Source organism: Aeromicrobium sp. Leaf272 (assembly GCF_001422865.1).
In the GTDB taxonomy this organism is placed as follows: domain Bacteria; phylum Actinomycetota; class Actinomycetes; order Propionibacteriales; family Nocardioidaceae; genus Aeromicrobium.
The window spans coordinates 1-21,407 of record NZ_LMMY01000015.1; the positions used below are offsets into that span (position 1 = coordinate 1).

The following is a 21,407-nucleotide window of genomic DNA, read 5'->3' on the forward strand; positions in this document are numbered from 1 at the left end:
CCTGCCGTTCTTCGCGGTCATCGCCGCCACGGCCGAGGGTCAGACCCTGCTGCACGACTGGGTCTACGAGAACCGGGCGATCTACCTGACCGACTCCTCAGTTAGCTCAACGGTCCGGCGATCGGGATGAGCAGAGAGGTTTGGATCAGGAGGTGTGGGAGTTGCTGAGGATCATGGCCTCGGAGCCGTAACCACGCCGCTCCGCAGCTCGGTGGGTACCCGCCGCGATGGGCGGTCGGGTGGCTCCCCCTTGGTGTGTTGTTCGGAGACGTTGTTGTCACGGAAGACCGTCCAAGCCTCTTGCGCCCTCTGGCACGACGACCTTCACCGCGTGGCAGCTCGCAACAACACCCAGCCAGGAATGCGAGCGCCGGCGTATCCCATGGGCGAAAGCGGACGCCGCGTGGGTTGCGAACCAAGATGCTGTCCCCGCCGTCAGTCCTCTCAGAACATGCGCAGTCCCGGGCCCGGGAACAAGGTGCGTGTCTGGACTCGGAACACACTCCACCGGTCATGCGTCTCAGCGACTCAAGGTCCTTCGCCTGACGTTCAGCTCTTCCGTAGGGTTCTGCGAAGGATCTTGCCGGAAGCCGACTTTGGCACGGCGTCGATGAAGCTGACGGCTCTTACCTTCTTGTAGGGGGCCACCCGCTCCTGGACGTACGAAAGGACTGTGTCTTCGTCAATGATGGCTCCCGGGGCGACGACCACGTAAGCGTGTGGCGCCTCGTCCCCGTCGCCGATCGGGTCGCCGACCACGGCAACGTCAGCTATGTCCGGGTGTTCGAGCAGCAGGCCCTCGAGCTCGGCGGGCGCCACTTGGTAGCCCTTGTACTTGATGAGTTCCTTGAGACGATCGACGATCGTCACGGCGCCTTGTGAGTCGACGACCGCGATGTCGCCGGTGTGCAGGTAGCCCTCGGCATCCAAGGTTGTGGCCGTCGCGGTCGGGTTGTCGAGGTACCCAAGCATGACGTTCGGTCCCTTGCACCAGAGCTCTCCGCGTTCGCTGACGCCCGACTGGGGGAGCCCGCGTTCCTGGCCTGTCTCGGGGTCGACCAGCTTGCAGGTCATGTTGGCGACGGTGAGGCCGACCGACGCGGGCGCGATGTTGTCGACCGAGAGCGGGGCGATGTGGCTGACCGGGCTCATCTCGGTCATGCCGTAGGCCTGGCGGACCGCGCATCCGAGACGCGTAGCCACGGCCCCAGCGAGGGTCGCGTCCAGCGGTGCGGCTCCCGACAGCACGAGTCGGACCGATGACAGATCGCGACCGTCGAGGGATGGCGACTTGCCGATCGCGACCATGACGGGTGGAGCGACAGGCAAATGTGTGAGTCGTTCGCGCTCGATGACGTCCAGAAGCGTGTCGAGGTCGAACGAGCGCATCGTCACGATGGTTGCCCGCCGGCGGAGCGATAGGTTCACCACCACCGTCATCCCGTAGATGTGGGCGAACGGAAGCAGGCCCAGCACAGCGGAATGGTGATCAATGCCGAGCGGTTCGTCCAGCTGGCACAGGTTCGCCACGAGGTTGCGATGGGTCAGCGAGACTCCCTTCGGCAGGGCTGTGGTGCCTGACGAGAACGGGAGCGTCGCCACTTGGGTGACCGGCGCGACGACGCGGTCGTCAAACGGCGTGGCTGTCTCTGGGGACAGGTCCACCGAGTCGAGGTCGCGGGCCGCCCCAGCGTCAAGTCCTGCCTGTTCGGCTCCAGCGCGCGCCGCCTCGAGCACGACGGGATCCGCGTAGATCTTCATGGCCTTCGAGGCCGTTAGCTGCTTCGCGACCTCGGATGCGTTGGCGAGCGTCGTCACCGGTGTGACGACGACGCCCGCCTTGAGCGCCCCGAGGTACGCCACGACCCATCGGGCGGAGTTCGGTCCCATCAGTGCGACCGTCTCTCCATTGTCAGTATCCGCGGCGATGGCCGCCGCGAAGTGGTCGACGGCGGACGACAGCTCGCCGTAGGTCAGGGTGACTCCGGCGTGCAGGTCGACGACTGCCCGACGGTGTGCGTCGTCCTCGCTGAGCTCGCCCAGCAGGTAGGTGACGATGCTGATGTCGGGGATGTCGACCGGCGGGAACGGGCTGGTGAACGGCACGGTCAGCTGGTTGCGTAGTCGGCGATGTTCGTCTCGAACCCGGCTTCGGATCCGAGGATCAGGATCTCACCGTGCTCGATGTCCTCCTGCCACACCAGTGACGCGTTGGAGGTGTGCAGCGGGTGGTCCTGGACCGTCAGGACGCGGGCGCCCTCGTCGCTGATGAAGTGCTGGTGCGCGGCCCAACCCGGAGCCGAGAGCATGAGGTCGCCGGCCGCCCACTCGTAGCGCTGGCCCTCGACGACACTCGCCCCGCTGCCACCGAAGTGGTAGTTGATGGCCGAGCTCATGTGCCTGTGGTTGCCGCCGATGAACTCGCCACCCACCGCGGTGATGGTGGCGAAGAACGAGGGGGTCGTGCCGTTCAACCGGCCGGTCGCGGGGTTGTAGAGCACGACTAGAGGACGGCCGGTGTACCCGGTGGTCAGTCCCAGCACGCCGCTGAGGTGCTGGCTTACCTCGGCCCACGCGAAGTGGAGCGGCTTGTCCTCGACGAAGTCCGGGTCGACGAGGTGCTCGTAAGGGAGCAGCTGCTCGTCGCCGGTCAGCGGGATCGCGGGTGCGAGGTCCTTGGCCCGACGACCGTGGTCGATGACTCCGGCCTCGATGGCGGCGGCTTCGCTGCCTCGGTCCTCGTAGAACGCCGAGATCGACTCGAGCAGCGCGGCGTTCGAGTAGCGCAGGTAGCGAAACGGCTCGGTGCCGGTGTTAGTGAAGCGCTCAAGGCGCATGGTCGGCTTGGTCCAGACGTCCTGAAGGGAAATCTGCATGGTGCGGTCGCCCACCTCCACCTGGCCGGTGCCGCCGATGCCCATGGCGAGCCCGGTGGTGTTGTCGCGGGTCAGCTCCGTCGACTCGCCTGGGAGGACGACGCCCACGACGACCTGCGTGGCAGGAGCGAGCCCGCGGACTCCGGCCGGTGCCTGCGGGTGGACGATGAACGCTTCGCGTCGACCGTGGTCGTCCTGGTCACCGTCCTCGAGTGCCGACAGCTGCGCCTCGATCTCGGCGGCCGAGATCTTCATGGGACTCCACAGTCCGCGCGGCTTCCGCTCGATCTCACGGCTGTCTTGAAACATGTTCTGGGCGTTCATATAAGCGCTCCTTGCGAGGCTGCGTCGCTGCAGGGCAGCGAACGGTCTGGTGTCTCACGTCACACTAGGAACGGCGAAGCATAATTGCTAAGACCGAAAGGTCGATCGGGTCATAACCAAATGTCGATGCGCCGATGGGTAGCCCCCTCACTCCGTCGAGGCGAGCGCCTCGCGGATCGCGTCGACAGCGTCGCGCTGCAGCGGTGAGTGGAGTCGGTCGCGTCGGTGGAGCAGGACGATGCGCTCGGTCAGCTTCAGCTCGGGCACCTCGACCTCGTGAAGTCGCGCGTCGCTGCCGACCGAGTACGCGGGAGCGATGATCGCCCAGTCGTTGGCGGCGGCGGCTCGGATCATGGCCTCGGAGTGCCCGAGGCGCAGCGTGAAGCGCGGCTCCTCGAGTCCCGCTGCGCGCAGCTGCTCGACGAGGTTCCGCTGGTACACGACGTCCTTGGGTGCTCCCACGAACGGGAGGGCCATCGCGTCGGTCGGCGACAGCGTCGTGCCCGGGGCGATCAGGGCGGCGGTCGTGAAAATGCCCAACCGTGTCACGGCCAACAGCTCTGACGTCATGGACTCGGGGATGTCACGTCCGTCCCAGTTCAGGACGCCGAAGTCGAACTCACCGGTCTCGACGCCGTGGACCACCTCGTCCGGTCGCGCCACCGCGACGGTGATGTCGGCGTTCGGTCGTTCATGTCCGAGCTGTGCGGCCACCGGAGGGATGAGGTAGGTGCCGACGGCCATGCTCGACGCGATGATGACGCGGCCTGTCTCGCCTGACGCAAGGTCGCCGACGTCTCGCCGGATCTGGGCAGCGCCGGCGAGCACCTCCTTGGCCCACGCGGCTGTCCGCTCACCGGTCTCGGTCAGCACGAGGCGGTTGCCCTTGCGGACGAACAGGGGCGCACCTACCCACGACTCGAGGGCGCGCAGCTGGGCCGAGACGGCGGGCTGCGCAATCATCAGCACCTCGGCGGCTCGCGTGACGCTCCGCTCCTCGACGACGAGCCTGAACACCTCCAGGCGTCGGAAGGACAGTTGGGCCTCCATGGCTTCTCCATAACGTTCGAGGTATGCGCTCATCGACATGTTGGTCTTTGTGTTATGACGACGCGGGCATCAGTGTAAGTCACGTCACAACACTCGATACCGGCGTCGCCCCGAGGGGCGCGACGCGGGTTCCGTCCCAGGAAGGTCACCCGTGGCGACCACTACACGTCCCAACATCCATACCTCGGTGCTCGAGGGCAGCGACGTCGTCGCGGCTGTCGACCAAGGTCGTGCGACCGACGCGGTGCGCGCAGTTCTGCGCGCGGCGGCTCGCGGGGAGGCTCGACCCATCGCCAAGTCGATGGCGGCTTGGGATGACCGGTCCACCGCCCACACCCTCGGCGCGGTTGACGAGAGCCGGGGGCTCGTGGCCTTCAAGAGCTGGGTCAACACGCCTGCGGGGGCAAGCGCGTTGCTATCGCTGTTCGACGCTCGGACGGGAGCGGTCCTGGCCGTGATGGATGCTGGGCAGCTGGGCGCCTTCCGCACGGCCGCGACCGCCGCGGTCGCCACTGACCTACTAGCTGCGCCAGAAGCGAACGTGCTCACAGTCCTTGGCAGCGGGCGTCAGGCGTTCCAGCAGGCGACGGCCGTCTCGCTGGTTCGGCCGCTTGAGGCGATTCGCGTGTGGAGCCGGACTCCGGCGAACCGACAGGCGTTCGCCGTGACCCTAGAGCGCGAGCTGGGGCTGCGGGTCGACCAGTTCGATGACGCGAGGGACGCCGTGGACGGCTCGCCCATCGTCACGGCCGTCACGCGCGCCGCTGACCCCTTCCTCGCGCGGGAGTGGTTGGCACCCGGGGCCCACGTGAACGCGGTGGGAGCCATCCTGCCGAGCGCCGCAGAGCTGCTTCCGGGCGTGGTCGAGGCAGGAAGCCTGGTCGTCGTCGACGATCTGGAGAACGCGCGTCGGGCGAGCAAGGAGCTCAAGGACGCGCTCGGCGACGACCTGGCCGGGACCGTCGAGCTCGGGCGGTTGCTGGAGGACGGCGTCGGTCGTCCCGATCAGCCAGCGCTGACGGTGTTCAAGGGCATGGGTTCGGGGCTGTGTGATCTCGCGGTCGCTGCGCTCGTCCTCGATCGTCAGGAGGTCGGAGCATGAGGTTCCGCAACACGCCCGAGCTCATCTCGGGCTCCATCGTCCCGCTCATCACCCCGTTCACCGACGACGGCGAGCTCGACGAGAAGAGCATCACCTCGCTCGTCGAGTGGCAGCTCGCCGCCGGTACCCACGGCGTCTCGATCGGAGGCTCCACGGGCGAACCGAGCGCTCAAACCATCGACGAACGGGCTCGTGCGATACACACCGTGGCCGAGGCCGTCGGTGACCGCGTCCCGTTCATCGCGGGCACCGGCTCGGCAAAGCTCGACGAAACGATCCGCCTGACGGGCGAGGCCGTCGACGCGGGCGCGGACGCCGCACTGGTCATCACCCCGTACTACGCCCGACCCACCCAGGACGCGCTGTACACCTGGTACTCCACCGTGGCGCGTGAGTACCCAGACCTCCCGATCATCGCCTACAACGTCCCGTCCCGGACGGCGGTGGAGCTTGCTCCCAAGACCGTCGCGCGGCTCTACCGCGACGTCCCGAACGTCGTCGGCATCAAAGAGACGACCAAGGACTTCGAGCACTTCTCCCGCGTCATCGAGGCGGCCGACGAGGACCTGCTCGTCTGGTCCGGGATCGAGCTGCTATGCCTTCCTCTGCTCGCGCTCGGCGGCATCGGCTACATCAGTGCCACCGCGAACGTGGCGCCAGCAGCCTGCGCCCGCATGTACGACCTGTGGCTCGCCGGCGACCACGAAGGAGCCCGTCGCATCCACTACGCCCTCCACCCCGTCGTCGACGCCCTATTCGTCGAGACGAACCCCACCACGTTGAAGTGGATCCTCCAGAAAGAGGGACGGATCGCGTCCGCCCACGTGCGCCCGCCGCTCGCCGAGACCACACCGTCCGGGGTCGAGCGGGTCCGTGCACTGCTGGCCGATGCCGCCGACCTGATCGACGCAGAGCGAGCGGTCCGATGAGGCTGGCTACGGTCGAACTCGACGGAGAGACCCGGGTCGTCGCGTCAATCGACGGTCACACCGTGCACGACGTGTCGGACACCGCCGGTCGGTCCGGCCTGGTTGGTCTCCTTCCGAGCGACGCCCAACAGCGGCTTGCGGACGAGCTGGAGCAGCACCCGGTAGTGAGTCTCACTGAGGCGACATGGCTACCGCCTGTGCCGCGGCCCGAGCACGTCGTCTGCGTCGGCCACAACTTCAACTCGCACGCAGCCGAGGTCGGTGCCAAGCCGACCGAGCATCCCACCCTGTTTACGCGTTTCGCGTCGTCGTTCGTGGGACACGAGGTGCCGCTCGTAGCGCCGTTCGTGTCGGACACGCTCGACTGGGAGGGCGAAGTTGCCGTGGTCATCGGTGACGGCGGTCGACACATCAGCCGCGCCGACGCGATGAGCCACGTCGCCGGCTTCAGCGTGATGGGCGAGAACAGTGTGCGCGAGTTCCAGCTCCACAGCCCCCAAGCCACAGCCGGCAAGAACTTCGACGGCTCCGGCTCCTGGGGGCCGTGGATCGTCACCACCGACGAGGTCCCTGACCCCGCTGCCCTGGAGATCGTGACCCGGCTCGAGGGCGTCGAGGTTCAACGAGGGTCGCTGGCCAACCTGACCTTCGACGTCTCGGCCGTCATCGCTTACGTCAGCGCCTTCGTCACCCTGGTGCCGGGCGACGTCGTCGCGCTCGGCACGCCCCCGGGCATCGGCCACCGCCAGGATCCGCCGCGCTACCTGCAGCCGGGGGAGAGGCTGGAAGTGTCAATCCCCGGGTTGCTCGAGCTGAGGAACGTCGTGCGCGCCGAGGTCGCAGCGCCATGACCGGCTGAGCACGCCGTCCAGCAGCACCACCCGTTTCCGTCTAGACCCCATCAGGTGCGACTCGGCGCACCGCAACACGAAAAGAGGAGCCTCACCGTGCCGTCTGAAACCGAGCCGCCAATCGACCCCGACCTCCCCGTCATCGACACCCACCACCACCTGTTCGACCACCCGAACGACATCGTCCGCATGGTCATGCGCCGCGAGCGGTTCCTCATCGACGAGTACACAGACTTCGTGTCCGACGGGCATAACGTCATCGCGACGATCGCCATGGAGTCGCAGGCGATGTACCGCACCGACGTTCCCGAGCACCTCCAAACCGTCGGCGAGCTCGAGTTCTTCGGCGGTCAGGCGGCGATGGGCGCCACGGGCAAGTACCGCGGCATCCGTGTCGCGACCGCGTTTGTCGGGCGGGCCGACCTGCGCCACCCTGACGTCCGCGAGACCCTCGAAGCGTCGGTCGCGGAGGCGCCGCACCGGCTGAGGGGGGGTGCGACAGGAAGCTCTGTGGGACGAGGACGAGTCGATCGTCGGAGCGGTCTTCGACCACGGTCCGGGCATGTACCTCGGCGAGAACTTCCGGCGCGGCTTCGCCCACCTGGCACCGCTCGGGCTGAGCTTCGACGCGTTCGTGCTCTCTCCCCAGCTGACCGACATCCTCGCGCTCGCCCGGGACTTCCCGGAGACGTCGATCGTCGTCGACCACCTCGGTCACCCCGTCGGCATTGGACGTCACACGGGCAAGCTGGAGGAGGAGTTTGACCAGTGGAGGGCGGACATGGCCGCCATTGCCGCGTGCGAAAACGTCACGGTCAAGATGGGTGGACTCGGATCGTTCCTGTCCGGCTCACCCACGTTCCTTGCCGACCCGCCGGCGAGCTCCGAGACCCTCGCGGCGGAGTGGCGTCCCTACGTCGAGACGTCCGTCGAGCTGTTCGGTGCCGATCGCATGATGTTCGAGAGCAACCTCCCGACCGACGGCTCCGGCCCGTTCGGGCACGTCTGCAACGCCTACCAGCGCATCACGGCGGGCTGCTCGCAGTCCGAGCGCGAGGCGATCTTCGCAGGGACGGCCAAGCGCGTCTACCGACTCGAGGGACTTCTCGGCTGAGGGTTCATCGCTGGCTCGCGGCCAGCTGATGCTGAGGCCCTCAGGCTGGAGAAACTCCACGAGCTCCAGTCGTGCGCTCTCACGGCCCAGCCCCCTGCTCTTCACCCCGCCGAACGGAGCAGACGGGTCCGACACGACAGCTCGGTTGATACCGACCATGCCGACCTCGAACGACTCAGCGAGCCACACGGCGTCCTGCAGATCTGCTGCGTAGACGTACGCCACGAGTCCGGCGTCGCTCGCGTTGACCAGCTCGTGCAGCTGCGCGTAGTCGTGCCCCGTGACGATAGGCGTCACGGGGCCGAAGATCTCTTCGCCCGGGATGCGCGCGTGCGGGCGGACGTCGCGCAGGACGGTCGATGCCGAGAAGTAACTTCGCCAGCTCCGGAATCCTGGCCCGGTGGGCCAGCGTCGCGCCGTCCTCGAGTTCCTGGGCGACGAGCCGCTCGACCTTGTCGACGGCCTCGGCTGAGGTCAGCGGTCCGATGTCGGCGCCGTCGACGGCGGCCCCGAGACTCAGCGAGTCCGCCCGGGTGAAGCGATCCACGACCTCGTCGACAACGTCGGCGTGCACGTAGGAGCGATTCCTTCAGAGCGGTAGGGCACAGGCGGCGGCCTCGAGTGCAGCGTCGGCCTCGGCGACACCACAGTCAGAGACTTCGGCGAGCACCGTTCGTGTCGAGTGGGCGTCCACCGCGGACGTGCCGGGAGCGGTCTGCCACCGACTTCCGATGTAGGCGGCGCGATCCGCTGAACAGGGCCACGTCGATGGTCATGTCGACTCACCGTTCCCGGCCGCATCGAGCACCGCCAATCTGAGTTCGCGACTGGACCCATAGCGAGAAGCGGTCCGAGCGACATCACCTTTCCATGATGGGCAGATCAGTTGACTTGTCTTGGCGTTATAGGGCACGGACGCCATAACGTGATTGACGCCACAGTGATCCGGCTCGGCCGGTCCGCGATGGTGCACCACCAGTACTTCCCGACAGCTGAGAGCGAGCCCCTGATGTCCGCCGACACCCTCGACTTCCCGATCGACCTGACCGACCCCGAGTTCCTCGCTGGCGACCGGACCGCGGCCTACGAACGTCTTCGTTCCGAAGTTGTGTTTCCGCTCCAGCTCGGCCCGGGGGACCCCGCTTGGGTCGTCAGTCGCTACCAAGACGTCCGCGCCGTCCTCCGTTTGCCCGAGGGCCGTGTCCAGCCGGTCGGGACCGAGGCGCCGCCGTGGTTCGACGGTGTGGCACGACAGCGACTGCGCGCCAACCTCGTGCAGATCGACGACCCTGACCACGCGCGGCTGCGGAACGTCGTCGGGCCCATGTTCATCCCGCGTCGTGTCGAGCAGTTTCGAGAGTTCGCGACCGAGTCGGTGGCTCGGGCCATGGCCAACGTGGCGGCCAAGAACGGCGAGGTCGACGCGGTCCAGGATCTCGGCGTCGACATCCCGCGAGGCGTCATCTGTCGCTTCCTTGGCATCCCCGAGGAGGACTGGCAGCGCCTGACGGAGAACCAGCACGCCTTCTTGCTCATCTTCGCGCCGAAGCCGCTCGGCGACGACGAACGGGCCGCGCTCGAGAACATCACACAGTTCTACCTCGACTACTTCGACACGTTCGTCGCGAGTAAGTCGCGCGAGGAGCACAGCCCGTTCGTGCAGCTGCTCCTCGAGGCAGAAGATCGCGGGGACTTGAGCCACGTCGAGGTCCTGTCGCTCATGCACACAATCCTTGACGCGGGCTACGAGACGACCCGCACGTCGATCTCCAACCTGGTCGAGGTGCTATGCCAGGAGCCAGATCTGCTCTCGGTCCTCCACGACGAGCCGGAGTTGATCCCCGGGGCGGTCGAGGAGCTCCTGCGTTACCGAACGCCTCTTCACGTGCGCGAGCGCTACCTTGTTGACGACTTCGAGCTGTCCGACGGCAAGGTCCTCGCAGCGGGCACGCGCGTCATCGTGATGGTGGCCGGCGCCAACCGTGACCCCGAGCAGTTTCCGGACCCCGACCGGCTCGACCTTCGGCGGGAGAACGCGTCCGGTCACGTCGCCTTCGGCGGCGGCATGCACCACTGCCTCGGTGCGCCGATCGCGCGCATTCAGCTCCAGGAGACGCTACGCGGACTCGTGGCGCAGTTCGGATCAGTCGACCTGCGCGAGGACGGCCACCGCTTCCCGGACCTCATCTTCCCGGCCCTGCTGAGCCTGCCGGTCACCTTCCACCCGCGGAGCAGCCAGGGATGAGCACGGCGACAGCCCGAGCCACGGACACCGATCTCGCCCTTCGAGTGAGCCGCAAGCTGCCGCTCTCGACCGACGTGGTCGAGATCGTCCTGACCGGCGACGCGCCGCTGCCCAGCTGGTCGGCCGGCGCTCATCTCGAGGTGCAGTGCGGTGACGTGCGGCGGCAGTACTCCCTGTGCGGGGACCCCTTGGCACGAGACGAGTACCGGATCGCCGTGCTGCGCGAGCAGGAGAGCCGAGGGGGTTCGTCGTTCCTGCACGACGTCCTCGACAGCGACGACACCCTGCCGGTGTCGGCACCTCGCAACTCCTTTGAGCTGGAGCCGAGCCCGTGCTACGTGTTCGTCGCAGGCGGCATCGGGGTCACGCCGATCGTCACAATGGTGCGCGAGGCCGAACGCCGGGGTGCGGACTGGGAGCTGCACTACGGAGGTCGCAACCGTGCCACGATGGCCTACCTCGATCAGTTGGAGAGTCTCGGCGCGCGAGTCCACGTCTACCCCGAGGACGAGATCGGTCTGCTGCCGCTGGACACTCTCATCGGCGCCGCACGGGACGACACGCTGATCTACTGCTGCGGTCCCACCCCGCTGCTGGACGCAGTCGAGCGTGCTTCCGCCGGCTGGCCCGCGGGCGCCCTGCACATCGAGCACTTCAAGCCCCTCGAGCTGGATGCCGACATTGAGCAGCCGGTCGAGGTGACGCTCGACCGCAGCGGTCTGACGGTTCAGGTGCCGAGCGACCGAACCCTCCTCGAGGCCTTGAACGAGGCTGGCGCGAACCTCGGCTCCTCGTGCGAGGTCGGTACCTGCGGGACATGCGAGGTCACGGTCCTCAGTGGGATCCCAGACCACCGCGACTCCGTTCTCACCCCTGAGGAGCGGGCCGAGAACGCGTACATGTTGCCGTGCGTCTCGCGCGCCCTGACCGAACGGCTCGTGCTTGACCTCTGACCGATTACCGGTGTCACAGCGTCGTCCCGGCGACTCGCCGGTGCCGAAGATCGCGACAGCCTAGGTCAGTCGTTGAATGACGATCGCGGCGTGCTTACCGATGAAATGATTACCCGAGCAAAACCATCAACGGGTGACAGGGTTCGGCACGCTGTCGCTCTGATCCGTGCTCGCGACGCCGACGAAGTGCCGGAACCTCAGGGTTCCGGCACTGGCTGCGTCCGGGCCCCGCCCGGAACGCGTTACAGGCGACCTCAGCAGTCGATTGTCTTCTGCATGGTGTCGGGTAGCGGTCTCGCCGCACCCGGACGCTGCTGGATGCCTCGTCGAGCTCGGTCAGGCCGCCGTCAGGTCGAGGTCGGCGGCTCCGAAATTCTCCTCCAGGCGTGGCAGTCGGCGGGTGCCCAGGATCGGGACGGTCCGGGGCTGCTGGGCCGGCAACCAGACGAGGGCGGTGTTGGCCTGGAGGGCATCGGCCTCGAAGCGGGGAAGGGTCGGCGGCACGGCTGTACGGCTCGGCGGTGTAGGTGATGATGACGAGTTCGTCGTCGGGCAGTTGCAGAGCTTCGCCGATGACTTCGAGGCATACGAGCAGGACTGGGGATGAAAACCTGGCCTCTTGTCGTGTCGCCGCACTTCTTGGAGGGCAGGAGGAGGCCGTGTCGGTCGTCGGTCATAGCCTTGCCTGAACGCAAGGAGCGAGATGAGCAGTCGGGATCAAGGGGATGACCGTGAACCGTGGGCGTCGAACCCGTCGCGGTTAGCCGAGGAGCTCCTCCGCCTCCGCCGGCTCACGACGGGAAGCGACCCGACGGGACGCGAAGGCATCGCGCACGTCCGCCCGGGCGTTGCGTACCTTTCCGGCTCTACCGTGGAACCTCTCGGTGGCAACTACGTAAGGCTGCCGTCCGGCCTCGTCCTCCCCGAGAGGACCGCCGCTGGCCCCGCGCCAATCGATCAAATCGCCGTGTACCTCGAAGCCGAAGAGGTCTTCGGCCGGTCGGTGCCGGTCGAAGAAGCTCACCAACTACTGGGTCGCATTTCATCCGAGTTGGTCGTCTCATGGGCAGCATCCTGGCTGGCGAAGCTGCGAAGCCCTAAAGCCAAGCATGCCGAAGTCGACAACCACTTCGTCGAAACCTACTTCGGCGGAAGGCCACTAGCGCGACTCAAGGGCCTGCTCCGCGACCCCAACCGGGTGATACTTACCCCGCAAGCGCTTATGGCGCTGGTGAAGGGCGGTCTGCTGGTCAGCACGCCGCGCGGCGAGGTGCCAACCGAGACCCGCGAGATGCACCAGGACCTCGTTCTCGCGCTCATCGGTTTGTCGTCTGCGATGGGTCCGGGCGACGATGAAGTCAACGAGCACGAAGACGGTTGGGTCATGACACACGTGCCAGGCGAGATCGGCCGTTCCGTCGTCGCGAACCAAGCCTTCAACGCACCTCTGAACGAGCGCGAGAACTGGGCAGTGCTGCAGAGATGCTGGCGTGAACTTCCTGTCGAACTCCAAGACGACCCTCGTGTTATGGACCTGGAGCAGGAGTACGCGAACGTCGTCGGTATCGAGCTCGAAGATCTGATGGCCGTCAGCGCGCTGGCGTGGGCGGAAAGTCTCGCCGGCAGGTCAACCTTCCCGATTCAACTGCTCGAGACCTCGTTCGGGTTCGACGCCGCCAAGCTTGCTCGTCTGGTCGAACTCATCTCCGCCACACCCGAGCAGATGTGCGAACTGGTGACTAAAGACGCTGAGAAGTACGGCTTCGAGTGGAGCCGCAGAGTTTTTGAGGAACGGCCCGCCGTTCTGTGGCCTACGGGGCACTTGACGATCGTCGATCCCGACCTGGTCCTCAACCGCTCGACAGGGATGTGGCCCATGTTCGACATCCTGCGAGAGCTGGAGGTCCGAGGTGACCGTAAGCGCATCAACCAGGTCAGGGGTGCGGTCAGTCATGTCCACGAGATCTACGCGCGCGAGGTGCTCGACGCCATCGTCGGGGAGGGGACTGAACGCGCCTACGACGAAAAGGTGCTCCAGCGAGCCTACCGAGGCAAGGCTGCTGACGTCGCTCTCGACTACGGCGAGGCATGGGTCATCGTCGAGATCACGACCACCGGCGCCCAAGCCGCGACGATTGCCGGCAGCAGCGACGAAGCTTTCATGCAAGACCTCGACAGGTATGTCGACAAGCTGGGCCAAGTGATGGCGGTCATCGACAACCTGCGAGCCGACGAGAAGAGGCTGACCGGAACGGCCTCGACCGTCGACAAACGGTTCATCCCGGTGCTTGTCGTGGCTAATACCTTCGTCACCAGCCCCATCACGATGACACTCCTGCTTGAACGATTTCAAGCGAACTACTCGCCGCGTCACGACGTCGCAGAGCCAACCGTGCTCACACTCGAGGACCTGCACGCCATCGAAGGCCTCCAAGAACAGGGCGGGCCCAGCTTGCTCCAGCTACTCGAAGGTCGAGCCAGATCCGGGCTCCGGCACATGGCGATGAAGGACTACATCCTGTTGGACCTCCGCCGAAACCCTCCGCCGCCGGAACGAGTCCGGTCTCGGTGGCCTTCTTGGTTCGAGCCCGCAAGACGACGCCTCGCCGAGAACCAAGACGAGGCCGGCGAACCCGGCACCGGGTGACCTCAACCTCTCGATGCGCGTCGGCAGAGAGTGCCACTTCTTCAGTTCCTAACGTTGGCAATCCCAACTAGTAAGTAGGCTGCTGCCATGCCCTCACAGGACGGTCTACTGGAAGCCGCGTTGGACTTCTCGTCGGCGGTGCTCGCTGCGGTCTCGGTGGCGTCGGTTGATCATGGACTTTCGGCCGCGCAGGGTCGTCTACTCGGCATCCTTCTCACACGAGAGCCGCGCATGTCTGAAGTCGCCGACCTCCTCGGCTTGGACAAGTCGTCTGTGAGCGGGCTTGTAGCGCGGGCTGAAACCAAGGGACTCGTCCACCGCACGGAAGATGCCGGTGATCGAAGATCGTCCCGAGTCGCGCTCACCGAAGAAGGGCGAGAAGCCGCAACTCGACTGGCAGTCGACCTGGCCGATCGGATGGTCCCACTGGGATCGCGCTTCTCGACCGCCCATCGCGCTCTCTTAGCCGAATCCCTCAACGAGGCGGCCGCCGCGCTGCGGCGAACGGACGACTCCGCGGTCGAAGAAGCGTGAGGCGGTCCGGTGGAAGGGGCGTCGTTCAAATCAGGTGCCCTCGCCGATTCGTCTCAGAGCTTCCGCTAGACCGACCTCGTTTGAGTGCCAGGAACGGCAGGCGGCGCGCCTAGTAGCTGCGCGGAAAGTTGTCCTTGCGCGAACTGTGAGATGGTGGCCGTATGAACCTCCCTCTGCGGATCCGCAGGGGGGCGAACTTCGAGTCCGGGATTTTGGCAGGGGCGAACTTTCAAGTCCCGCTAATGAGACTGCACCGCGTCGCTACGATGCCGCCGTGAGTGACATCAGCGATCCCGGGGGAGCCGGACGCGGGGACCGGCGCACCGCTCGACGCGCCGTCGACGCCGCCTACGCGGCCGGTCGCATCTCGGCCGTGGACCGGTCGCTGCGGATGGAGCAGATCGACGCGGCCTCGACCCGAGGCGACCTGGCCATGGTGGTCCGCGACCTGACGGACCGCCCGGCCGATCCGCCGCCCTCTCGGCCCACCACGTCGAGCGACGCGGCCCAGCCGTCGTTCCCGCCGTCGCCCGCGGCCGACCAGCCTGCCCCGTCGGCGGGCAGCAGCCCGTTCCCGGCGCCACCGACCACGAGCCCTGGCGAGGCGCCGGGTCGCGCGTGGCCGCCGCCCGGGTTCGGTGGGACCCCGCAGGTGGGCGAGCGCACCTCCGGCACCAACCGTCGGACGATCGGCTGCATCGTCGCCGTGGTGGCGTTCTTCTTCCTGGCTCCCTGCCTGCTGGGTGCCGGCGGGCTCGTCCTGAGCCTCTTCCTCGGTGGCAGTGACTCCGACAGCAGTGACGTCGTCGCGGTCGAGCAGGTCGAGCAGTGGTGGGACGAGCGGGTGGACGACCTCGCCGCCGCCTCCGGGACCACCGTCGTCTCGGCGTACCGCGTCGGCGAGGACACCGGCACCGCCACGACCGACGAGCCGACGGCCTCGACCGACTGGACCTACTCGTCGAGCGTGTGGGTGGAGGGCATGACCCGCGCGGACCTCCCCGAGCGTCCCGTGGCCGACCTCGCCCGCATCGACGCCTCGGCCGTGCAGACCGCCGTCGACGACGCCCGGTTCGCGGTCGACACCGACGCCGACCCCACGATCATGATCAGGGTTAGACCGCAGATCGGGCAGGACCCCCTGCTCGAGGTCACCGTCGGGGACGGCGCAGCGGTGCAGAGCCGGACCTACGACTCCGACGGCCTGCTGCTCCAGGACTGAGCCTGGCTCAGACGACCTGCTGCAGCAGTCCGGTGTCGACGTCGTACAGGAAGCCGCCGACGTCGATCGAGTCCGGGATGAGCGGGTGCGAGGTCACGCGGTGCACGTCGGCCCGGAGCTGGCGCTGCTGGTCGTCGATCGGGCCGATGCTCATCCAGGTGGAGTCGGTGCCGGTGCTGCTGGAGACGCGCTCGTGGATCTGCTCCTCCGTGGAGGAGGCCATCGCGCACCGGGTGTGCTCGACCACGAGGACGCGCTTCACCTGGAGCAGGTGCACGCCCAGCACGAGGGCCACGAGCTCGTCGTCGTTCACCCGGCCGCCGGGGTTGCGCAGGATCTTCGCGTCACCGGGCTGGAGGCCGATCATGCCGAGCGGGTCGATGCGCGAGTCCATGCACGTCACCATGGCCACACCGGCACGGGCGATGCCGTCGAAGCCGGTGAGGGCGAAGGAGTCGGCGAAGGTTCGGTTGGCTGCGAGAAGGTCGTCGAAGTCCGTCACAGGGGCAGCGTAGTACCGCTGCTGCGCGTGCGGGTATGAGCAGGTTCACGTAGGAGCCAGAGCGACAGGCCCGCCGCGACGACCGCGCAGACGGCTGCCCCGAGGAACACGGCGTGCAGCTGCGCGATGCCGGCGTCGCGCACCGCGTCACGGTACGCCTGGCAGAGCTGGACCTCCCCGGTGCAGAGGTCCGCCGCCGCCGGGATCCGCGACGAGGCCGAGTAGAACGCCCGCAGCCCGATGGTCGTCAGCGCCGAGACGCCGATGAGCATGCCGACCATGCGGGCCACGATGAGCAGGGCGCTCGCGACGCCGTGGACGGCGTCGGCGGTGTGCTCGAGCAGCACGGCGTTGACCGGTGCGATCGCGAGCCCGAAGCCCAGTCCGGCCGCCACGAGCGAGAGCGTCTCCCACTCGCTGGCCAACGACTGCGCGTCCCACGTGGCCATGTGCCAGAACGCGGCCGCACTGACCAGCATGGCCACCGCGGTCAGCCACGACGCCGGTACGCGGCGCAGGAGCCAGCCGCCGAGGACCGCGCCCACCGGGAGTGCCACCAGGAAGCGCACGAGCACGAGGGCCGCGTCGAGCTGGGAGTCCCGGTGGACGGTGAGCCGGGCGAAGAAGGGGATGTCGACGAGAGCCGCGATCAGGGCTGCCCCGATGACGAAGGAGACGACGAGGGCGCCCCAGGCCGGCCGGGCCGACAGGGCGCCGCGCGGGACCAGGGGCTCGGTCGCCGTGCGCTGCCGGTACACGAACCCGACGGTCGCCAGGGCGGCGACGGGCAGGAGCCACGGGGCCTGGGGCGAGAGCGTGCCGGACTCCGGCTCGGCCGAGGCGAAGGTCACGATCACCGCGGCGAGGGCGATCGCGAGGAGTGCGGCCCCGACGAGGTCGGTGCTGCGCGCGATCTCGCCCCAGCTGCGCCACTGCACGAGCGGCCGGCGGGCGGTGGCCTGGCGCACCACGAACAGGGCGGCGACGACGTAGGTGCCGAGCGCGAGCGGGGTCAGCCAGCGGGAGTCGCCGGTGACCGGAAGGAACGCCAGCCCGGCGGTGACGCCGGTGACGAGGCGTTCGGGCTGCAGCATGACCAGCGAGAGGCCCGTCAGCGCGAGGGCCAGCAGGCCGAAGCCGGGCAGGTCGGGCCGACCGGGCGGGCGGTCGGGTGACGCGGCGGCGTGACCGCGCGGCGGGGCGGCGGGGGCGGCGTCACGCAGCCGCAGCATGACGGCGGCCAGGACCAGCCCGACGGCAGCGTTGAGCCAGAAGATGTCCCGCCACGAGCCGAAGGCCAGCACGACCGCTCCGTACAGCGGCCCCAGCACGCTCCCGAGCTCCTGCACGGCGCCCACGACCCCGAGGGGGAGCCCGCGTCGGCGGGGCGGCCACAGGTCGGCGACGAGCGCCAGCGTGGGAGGGATGAGTCCGCCGCCGCCGACGCCCTGGAGCAGTCGCCCGGCGACGATCGTGCTCAGGTCGTAGGCGGCGGCGGTCACGAGGGAGCCCACCGCGAAGACGACGAGCGAGCCGAGGAGCACCGGGACGCGGCCGCGGAGGTCGGAGATCCTCCCGATGAGCGGCAGCACGCCCACGTAGCCCAGGAGGAAGCCCGAGATGATCGGGGCGGCACGCTGCAGCTCGTCGACGTCGAGCCCGCTGGCCGACATCATCTCGGGCAGGGCCAGCACGACCACGTACGTGTCGGCGGCCGCGAAGGCGATCGCCACCGCGGCGAGCCCGAGCAGCGTCCGTGACGCCAGCACGGGGCCCGACGACGACTCGGATCGGGCGTCGTCGACCTCGTCGGCCGAGCTGCCGGAGTCCTGCACGGGTCAGCTGCCGCCGGTGCGGGCCGGTGCCTCGATCTCGATCGGCTCGTCGGAGGTGGCCAGACGCACCGTGTACGTGACGTCCGTGCTGCCGCCGTAGAACGGGCCGGACATCGTGGCGTCGCGCAGCACGTCGTCGTCGGTGAGCCGGTACGTGACGTCGAAGCGTGCACCCTTGGTGGCCGAGGGGATGATCTGCGACACGACGGACCCGGGCAGGGTGCCCGTGACGGAGGTCAGGACGTCCTGGCCGTCGCGCGACTTCTTGCCCTCCTCGAGGTCGTCGGTCTGCACCAGGATCTGGGTGAGACCCGTGTCGGCGTCGATGAGCCCTGCGGGGTCCGGGGCCTTCAGGGACGCCGGGTCGATCGTGAGGTACACCGGGGTGATGTCGGTCTTGGCGTAGACCGTCCCGTCCACGGCGACCACCTCGGCCGACAGGGTCGCTCCGCCGGTGGAGACCTTCACGTCGCCGGTGAAGGCGGGGGAGTGGTTGCCCTTGCCCTTGGCCGAGAGCAGGCCCGAGACGCCGTCGGGCACCGAGGACGTCGCGAGCGAGACCTCGACCGTCTCGGCCTCGTCGATCGTCTTCTTGGCCGTGTCGAGCCGCTTCTGCAGGGCCGAGGTGTCGGTGCCGGGATCGGCGTCGTCACCGCCTCCGGTGCAGCCGACGAGCAGCGCGCCGGCGAGGGCGGTGGCGACGACGAGGAGGACGCGGGAGCGGGCGGGACGAGAGGTGGGACGCACGCGCTCAGTCTCGCACGGTCGGGAGTCCGGGGAGCAGACCTGCGGGCGAGGCGGCGGCGAGCACGGGCTGGGCGACCGCGACCCCGGAGCCGTCGCGCCTGGGGTCGATCTCGGGCAGGTCGACGGGGGACCCGCTGGTGGCGCACGCCACGGGGGTTCCGTCGCCGACCCAGCCGAGGATCAGGCCGTCCTCGCCCTTGAGCAGCCGGTGGCAGCGCACGCCGCCGGTGGCCCGGCCCTTGGCCGGGTAGGCCGAGAGCGGGCTGACCTTCGCGGCCCCGGTCTGCGTGCCCGGCAGCGCGTCGCCCGAGCCGGAGATCGTGAGCACGTGGGCGGACTCGACGTCGCGCACCACGCCGAAGCCGACCACCCGCTGACCTGCCGCCAGCTTGACGCCCGCCACACCGCCGCCGCCGCGACCCTGCGGACGGACCAGGCCGGCCTCGAAGCGCAGCAGCTGGGCGTCGGAGGTGACGAGGACGAGCTGCTCGTCGCCGGTGGCCAGCGGCGCGGCGCCCACCAGGGTGTCGCCGTCGGCGAGGCCGATGACCTCCCAGGAGTCACGCGACAGCACCTCGGGCTTGACCCGCTTGACCACACCGGCGCGGGTGGCCAGTGCAAGCCCGGGGCCCTCGGCCTCGAGCGACATGAGGCACAGCGCAGGTGCCGAGGTCGCGAGCAGCTCGCGCAGCGGCAGGCCGCCCTGCAGGTGCGGGGCCTGGGCGGTGGCCGGCAAGGTCGGGATGTCGAGGACGTCGAGCCGGTGCACGGTGCCGTCGGCGGTGACCAGGCCCACCTGGCCGCGCGCCGTCGCCGCCACGGCCGAGACGACCACGTCGTGCTTGGAGCGTCGACCGACGTCGCCGAGCGGGGAGTCGTCGCTCGTGCGGGCCAGCAGCCCCGTGGCCGACAGCAGCACCCAGCACGGGTCGTCGGCGACCTCGAGCTGCGCCGCGGCCGTGACGGTCTGACCGGCGGACTCCAGCAGCACCGTGCGTCGGGGCGTCCCGAAGCGCTGGGCCGCTGCGTCGAGCTCGTCGGAGACGACCGCACGCAGCACGCCGTCGTCGCCGAGGATCTCCTCGAGCCGCTCGATCGCGGCGCGCAGCTCGTCGGCCTCCTTCTCGAGCTCGATCCGCGAGAACCGGGTGAGGCTGCCCAGCGTGCGGTCGAGGATGAAGTCGGCCTGGGCCTCGCTGAGGTCGAAGACCCCCATGAGGCGGCTGCGTGCCTCGCCGCGGTTGTCGCTGCTGCGGATCAGCTGGATGACCTCGTCGATGTCGAGGATCGCGACCAGCAGCCCCTCGACGAGGTGCAGCCGGGCGGCGGCCTTGGCGCGCCGGAACTCGCTGCGCCGACGGACCACCTGGAACCGGTGCGCCAGGAAGACCTCGAGCATCTCCTTGAGGCCCAGCGTGCGGGGCTGGCCGTCGACGAGGGCGACCGCGTTGATCGAGAACGACGACTCCATCGGCGTGTGCTTGTAGAGCTGCTCGAGGAGCACCTCGGGCACGATGCCGTTCTTGACCTCGATCACCAGCTGCAGGCCCTTGTGCCGGTCGGTCAGGTTCTTGATGTCGGAGATGCCCTGGAGCTTCTTGGCCTGGACCAGCTTCTTGATGGCCTCGACGACCTTCTCGGTGCCGACGTTGTAGGGCAGCTCGGTGACCACGATGCCCTTGCGGCGAGGGGTCACGTTCTCGACCCGCGTGGTGGCGCGCATCCGGAAGGAGCCGTTGCCCGTGGCGTACGCGTCGCGGACGCCGTCGAGCCCGACGATCTTGCCGCCGGTCGGCAGGTCGGGGCCGGGGATGAAGCGCATGAGGTCGTCGAGGTCGGCCCGCGGGTGCTCGATCAGGTGGCGCAGCGCCTGCACGACCTCCACGAGGTTGTGCGGGGCGATGTTCGTGGCCATGCCGACGGCGATGCCGGATGCGCCGTTGACCAGGAGGTTCGGCAGCGAGGCCGGCAGCACGCTCGGCTCCAGCTCACGACCGTCGTAGTTGGGCTTGAAGTCGACGGTGTCCTCGTCGATGGAGGCCGTCATGGCCTCGGCGGCCTCGTCCATGCGGCACTCGGTGTAGCGCATGGCCGCGGGCGGGTCGTCCGGCGAGCCGAAGTTGCCGTGGCCGTCCACCAGCGGGAGTCGCATGGACCACGGCTGGACCAGCCGGACGAGCGCGTCGTAGATGGCGCTGTCGCCGTGCGGGTGCAGCCGACCCATGACCTCGCCGACGACACGGGCGCTCTTGACGTGGCCGCGGTCGTTGCGCAGCCCCATGTCGTCCATCGTGAAGAGGGTGCGCCGCTGGACGGGCTTGAGCCCGTCGCGGGCGTCGGGGATGGCGCGGGAGTAGATCACCGAGTACGCGTACTCGATGTAGCTCGCACTCATCTCGTCCGTGATGTCGGTGTCGATGATGTGCTCGTCGAACTCCTCGGGGGGGTTCGGGGTGCTGCTGCGGGCCATGCATCC

General features: G+C 68.4%; 18 protein-coding genes and 2 pseudogenes. 9 read left to right on the forward strand and 11 right to left on the reverse strand.

Features of this window, described 5'->3' with window-relative positions:
• Positions 1 to 549: 549 nt before the first annotated feature.
• The 3 genes from ASF38_RS15250 to ASF38_RS15260 form a co-directional block, all read right to left on the reverse strand.
• Complete coding sequence (locus tag ASF38_RS15250) at positions 550 to 2,106, reverse strand: AMP-binding protein (RefSeq protein WP_056577208.1); 1,557 nt, start codon at positions 2,104 to 2,106, stop codon at positions 550 to 552.
• A 2-nt stretch (positions 2,107 to 2,108) separates the two neighbouring features.
• Positions 2,109 to 3,131 carry a hypothetical protein gene (locus tag ASF38_RS15255; protein ID WP_056577213.1) on the reverse strand — a complete coding sequence of 341 codons (1,023 nt, stop codon included), beginning with the start codon at positions 3,129 to 3,131 and terminating at the stop codon, positions 2,109 to 2,111.
• A 216-nt stretch (positions 3,132 to 3,347) separates the two neighbouring features.
• Complete coding sequence (locus tag ASF38_RS15260) at positions 3,348 to 4,283, reverse strand: LysR family transcriptional regulator (RefSeq protein ID WP_200914558.1); 936 nt, start codon at positions 4,281 to 4,283, stop codon at positions 3,348 to 3,350.
• A gap of 118 nt (positions 4,284 to 4,401) precedes the next feature.
• Here ASF38_RS15260 and ASF38_RS15265 point away from each other — a divergent pair, with 118 nt between their 5' ends.
• The 3 genes from ASF38_RS15265 (at position 4,402) to ASF38_RS15275 (ending at position 7,132) form a co-directional block, all read left to right on the forward strand.
• Complete coding sequence (locus tag ASF38_RS15265) at positions 4,402 to 5,352, forward strand: ornithine cyclodeaminase family protein (RefSeq protein WP_156366950.1); 951 nt, start codon at positions 4,402 to 4,404, stop codon at positions 5,350 to 5,352.
• Positions 5,349 to 6,281 (forward strand): 4-hydroxy-tetrahydrodipicolinate synthase, encoded by a 933-nt coding sequence (gene dapA / locus ASF38_RS15270; protein WP_056577221.1) that lies wholly within the window; start codon positions 5,349 to 5,351, stop codon positions 6,279 to 6,281. Before ASF38_RS15265 ends, dapA begins: the two co-directional genes overlap by 4 nt.
• A gap of 62 nt (positions 6,282 to 6,343) precedes the next feature.
• On the forward strand, positions 6,344 to 7,132 hold the full coding sequence (locus ASF38_RS15275; protein WP_200914559.1) for a fumarylacetoacetate hydrolase family protein: 789 nt from the start codon (positions 6,344 to 6,346) through the stop codon (positions 7,130 to 7,132).
• Here ASF38_RS15275 and ASF38_RS18510 read toward each other — a convergent pair.
• Positions 7,073 to 7,612, reverse strand: coding sequence for a hypothetical protein (locus ASF38_RS18510; protein WP_200914560.1), 540 nt, complete (start codon positions 7,610 to 7,612; stop codon positions 7,073 to 7,075). The genes ASF38_RS15275 and ASF38_RS18510 overlap by 60 nt on opposite strands.
• A gap of 13 nt (positions 7,613 to 7,625) precedes the next feature.
• Between ASF38_RS18510 and ASF38_RS15280 the strand changes: the two genes are divergently transcribed.
• A complete protein-coding gene (locus ASF38_RS15280) occupies positions 7,626 to 8,246 on the forward strand; it encodes an amidohydrolase (protein WP_200914561.1) in 621 nt (206 codons plus the stop codon).
• A gap of 57 nt (positions 8,247 to 8,303) precedes the next feature.
• On the opposite strand, the pseudogene ASF38_RS19810 reads toward ASF38_RS15280, so the two are convergent.
• Positions 8,304 to 8,609: pseudogene (locus ASF38_RS19810) on the reverse strand (aldehyde dehydrogenase family protein); the annotation flags it as partial.
• Positions 8,610 to 8,658: 49 nt separating this feature from the next.
• Positions 8,659 to 8,820: pseudogene (locus tag ASF38_RS19815) on the reverse strand (aldehyde dehydrogenase family protein); the annotation flags it as partial.
• Between the two features lie 351 nt (positions 8,821 to 9,171).
• On the opposite strand from ASF38_RS19815, the gene ASF38_RS15285 reads away from it, so the two are divergent.
• Positions 9,172 to 10,491 carry a cytochrome P450 gene (locus ASF38_RS15285; protein ID WP_156366952.1) on the forward strand — a complete coding sequence of 440 codons (1,320 nt, stop codon included), beginning with the start codon at positions 9,172 to 9,174 and terminating at the stop codon, positions 10,489 to 10,491.
• A gap of 44 nt (positions 10,492 to 10,535) precedes the next feature.
• Positions 10,536 to 11,444 carry a PDR/VanB family oxidoreductase gene (locus ASF38_RS15290; RefSeq protein ID WP_200914562.1) on the forward strand — a complete coding sequence of 303 codons (909 nt, stop codon included), beginning with the start codon at positions 10,536 to 10,538 and terminating at the stop codon, positions 11,442 to 11,444.
• 336 nt (positions 11,445 to 11,780) lie between these two features.
• Here the strand turns inward: ASF38_RS15290 and ASF38_RS17690 are convergent, their stop codons facing one another.
• Positions 11,781 to 11,948 carry a hypothetical protein gene (locus tag ASF38_RS17690; RefSeq protein WP_156366953.1) on the reverse strand — a complete coding sequence of 56 codons (168 nt, stop codon included), beginning with the start codon at positions 11,946 to 11,948 and terminating at the stop codon, positions 11,781 to 11,783.
• Between the two features lie 199 nt (positions 11,949 to 12,147).
• Between ASF38_RS17690 and ASF38_RS15300 the strand changes: the two genes are divergently transcribed.
• The 3 genes from ASF38_RS15300 (at position 12,148) to ASF38_RS15305 (ending at position 15,847) form a co-directional block, all read left to right on the forward strand.
• Positions 12,148 to 14,091: a hypothetical protein gene (locus ASF38_RS15300; RefSeq protein ID WP_156366954.1), complete on the forward strand. Its 1,944-nt coding sequence runs from the start codon at positions 12,148 to 12,150 to the stop codon at positions 14,089 to 14,091.
• Positions 14,092 to 14,178: 87 nt separating this feature from the next.
• On the forward strand, positions 14,179 to 14,625 hold the full coding sequence (locus ASF38_RS17305; RefSeq protein ID WP_082480815.1) for a MarR family winged helix-turn-helix transcriptional regulator: 447 nt from the start codon (positions 14,179 to 14,181) through the stop codon (positions 14,623 to 14,625).
• A gap of 274 nt (positions 14,626 to 14,899) precedes the next feature.
• Positions 14,900 to 15,847, forward strand: a complete 948-nt coding sequence (locus ASF38_RS15305; RefSeq protein ID WP_056577239.1) for a DUF1707 domain-containing protein — start codon at positions 14,900 to 14,902, stop codon at positions 15,845 to 15,847.
• 7 nt (positions 15,848 to 15,854) lie between these two features.
• Here ASF38_RS15305 and ASF38_RS15310 read toward each other — a convergent pair whose 3' ends face one another.
• From ASF38_RS15310 to ASF38_RS15325, 4 genes are read right to left on the reverse strand one after another with little or no spacing between them, the layout of a single operon-like run.
• A complete protein-coding gene (locus ASF38_RS15310) occupies positions 15,855 to 16,349 on the reverse strand; it encodes a carbonic anhydrase (protein WP_055967828.1) in 495 nt (164 codons plus the stop codon).
• Positions 16,346 to 18,184 carry an MFS transporter gene (locus tag ASF38_RS15315; protein ID WP_082480817.1) on the reverse strand — a complete coding sequence of 613 codons (1,839 nt, stop codon included), beginning with the start codon at positions 18,182 to 18,184 and terminating at the stop codon, positions 16,346 to 16,348. Before ASF38_RS15315 ends, ASF38_RS15310 begins: the two co-directional genes overlap by 4 nt.
• A 3-nt stretch (positions 18,185 to 18,187) precedes the next feature.
• Positions 18,188 to 18,931 (reverse strand): LppX_LprAFG lipoprotein, encoded by a 744-nt coding sequence (locus ASF38_RS15320; RefSeq protein ID WP_055967840.1) that lies wholly within the window; start codon positions 18,929 to 18,931, stop codon positions 18,188 to 18,190.
• Between the two features lie 4 nt (positions 18,932 to 18,935).
• Positions 18,936 to 21,401, reverse strand: a complete 2,466-nt coding sequence (locus ASF38_RS15325; protein ID WP_055967843.1) for a DNA topoisomerase (ATP-hydrolyzing) subunit A — start codon at positions 21,399 to 21,401, stop codon at positions 18,936 to 18,938.
• Positions 21,402 to 21,407 lie beyond the last annotated feature (6 nt).

Bases quoted from the DNA above. Each gene is read 5' to 3' on its own strand.
- ASF38_RS15325 (WP_055967843.1), bottom strand. From the start codon at position 21,401: ATGGCCCGCAGCAGCACCCCGAACCCCCCCGAGGAGTTCGACGAGCAC.
- ASF38_RS15300 (WP_156366954.1), top strand. From the start codon at position 12,148: ATGAGCAGTCGGGATCAAGGGGATGACCGTGAACCGTGGGCGTCGAAC.
- ASF38_RS15260 (WP_200914558.1), bottom strand. From the start codon at position 4,283: ATGAGCGCATACCTCGAACGTTATGGAGAAGCCATGGAGGCCCAACTG.
- ASF38_RS15255 (WP_056577213.1), bottom strand. From the start codon at position 3,131: ATGAAGATCTCGGCCGCCGAGATCGAGGCGCAGCTGTCGGCACTCGAG.
- ASF38_RS17305 (WP_082480815.1), top strand. From the start codon at position 14,179: ATGCCCTCACAGGACGGTCTACTGGAAGCCGCGTTGGACTTCTCGTCG.
- dapA (WP_056577221.1), top strand. From the start codon at position 5,349: ATGAGGTTCCGCAACACGCCCGAGCTCATCTCGGGCTCCATCGTCCCG.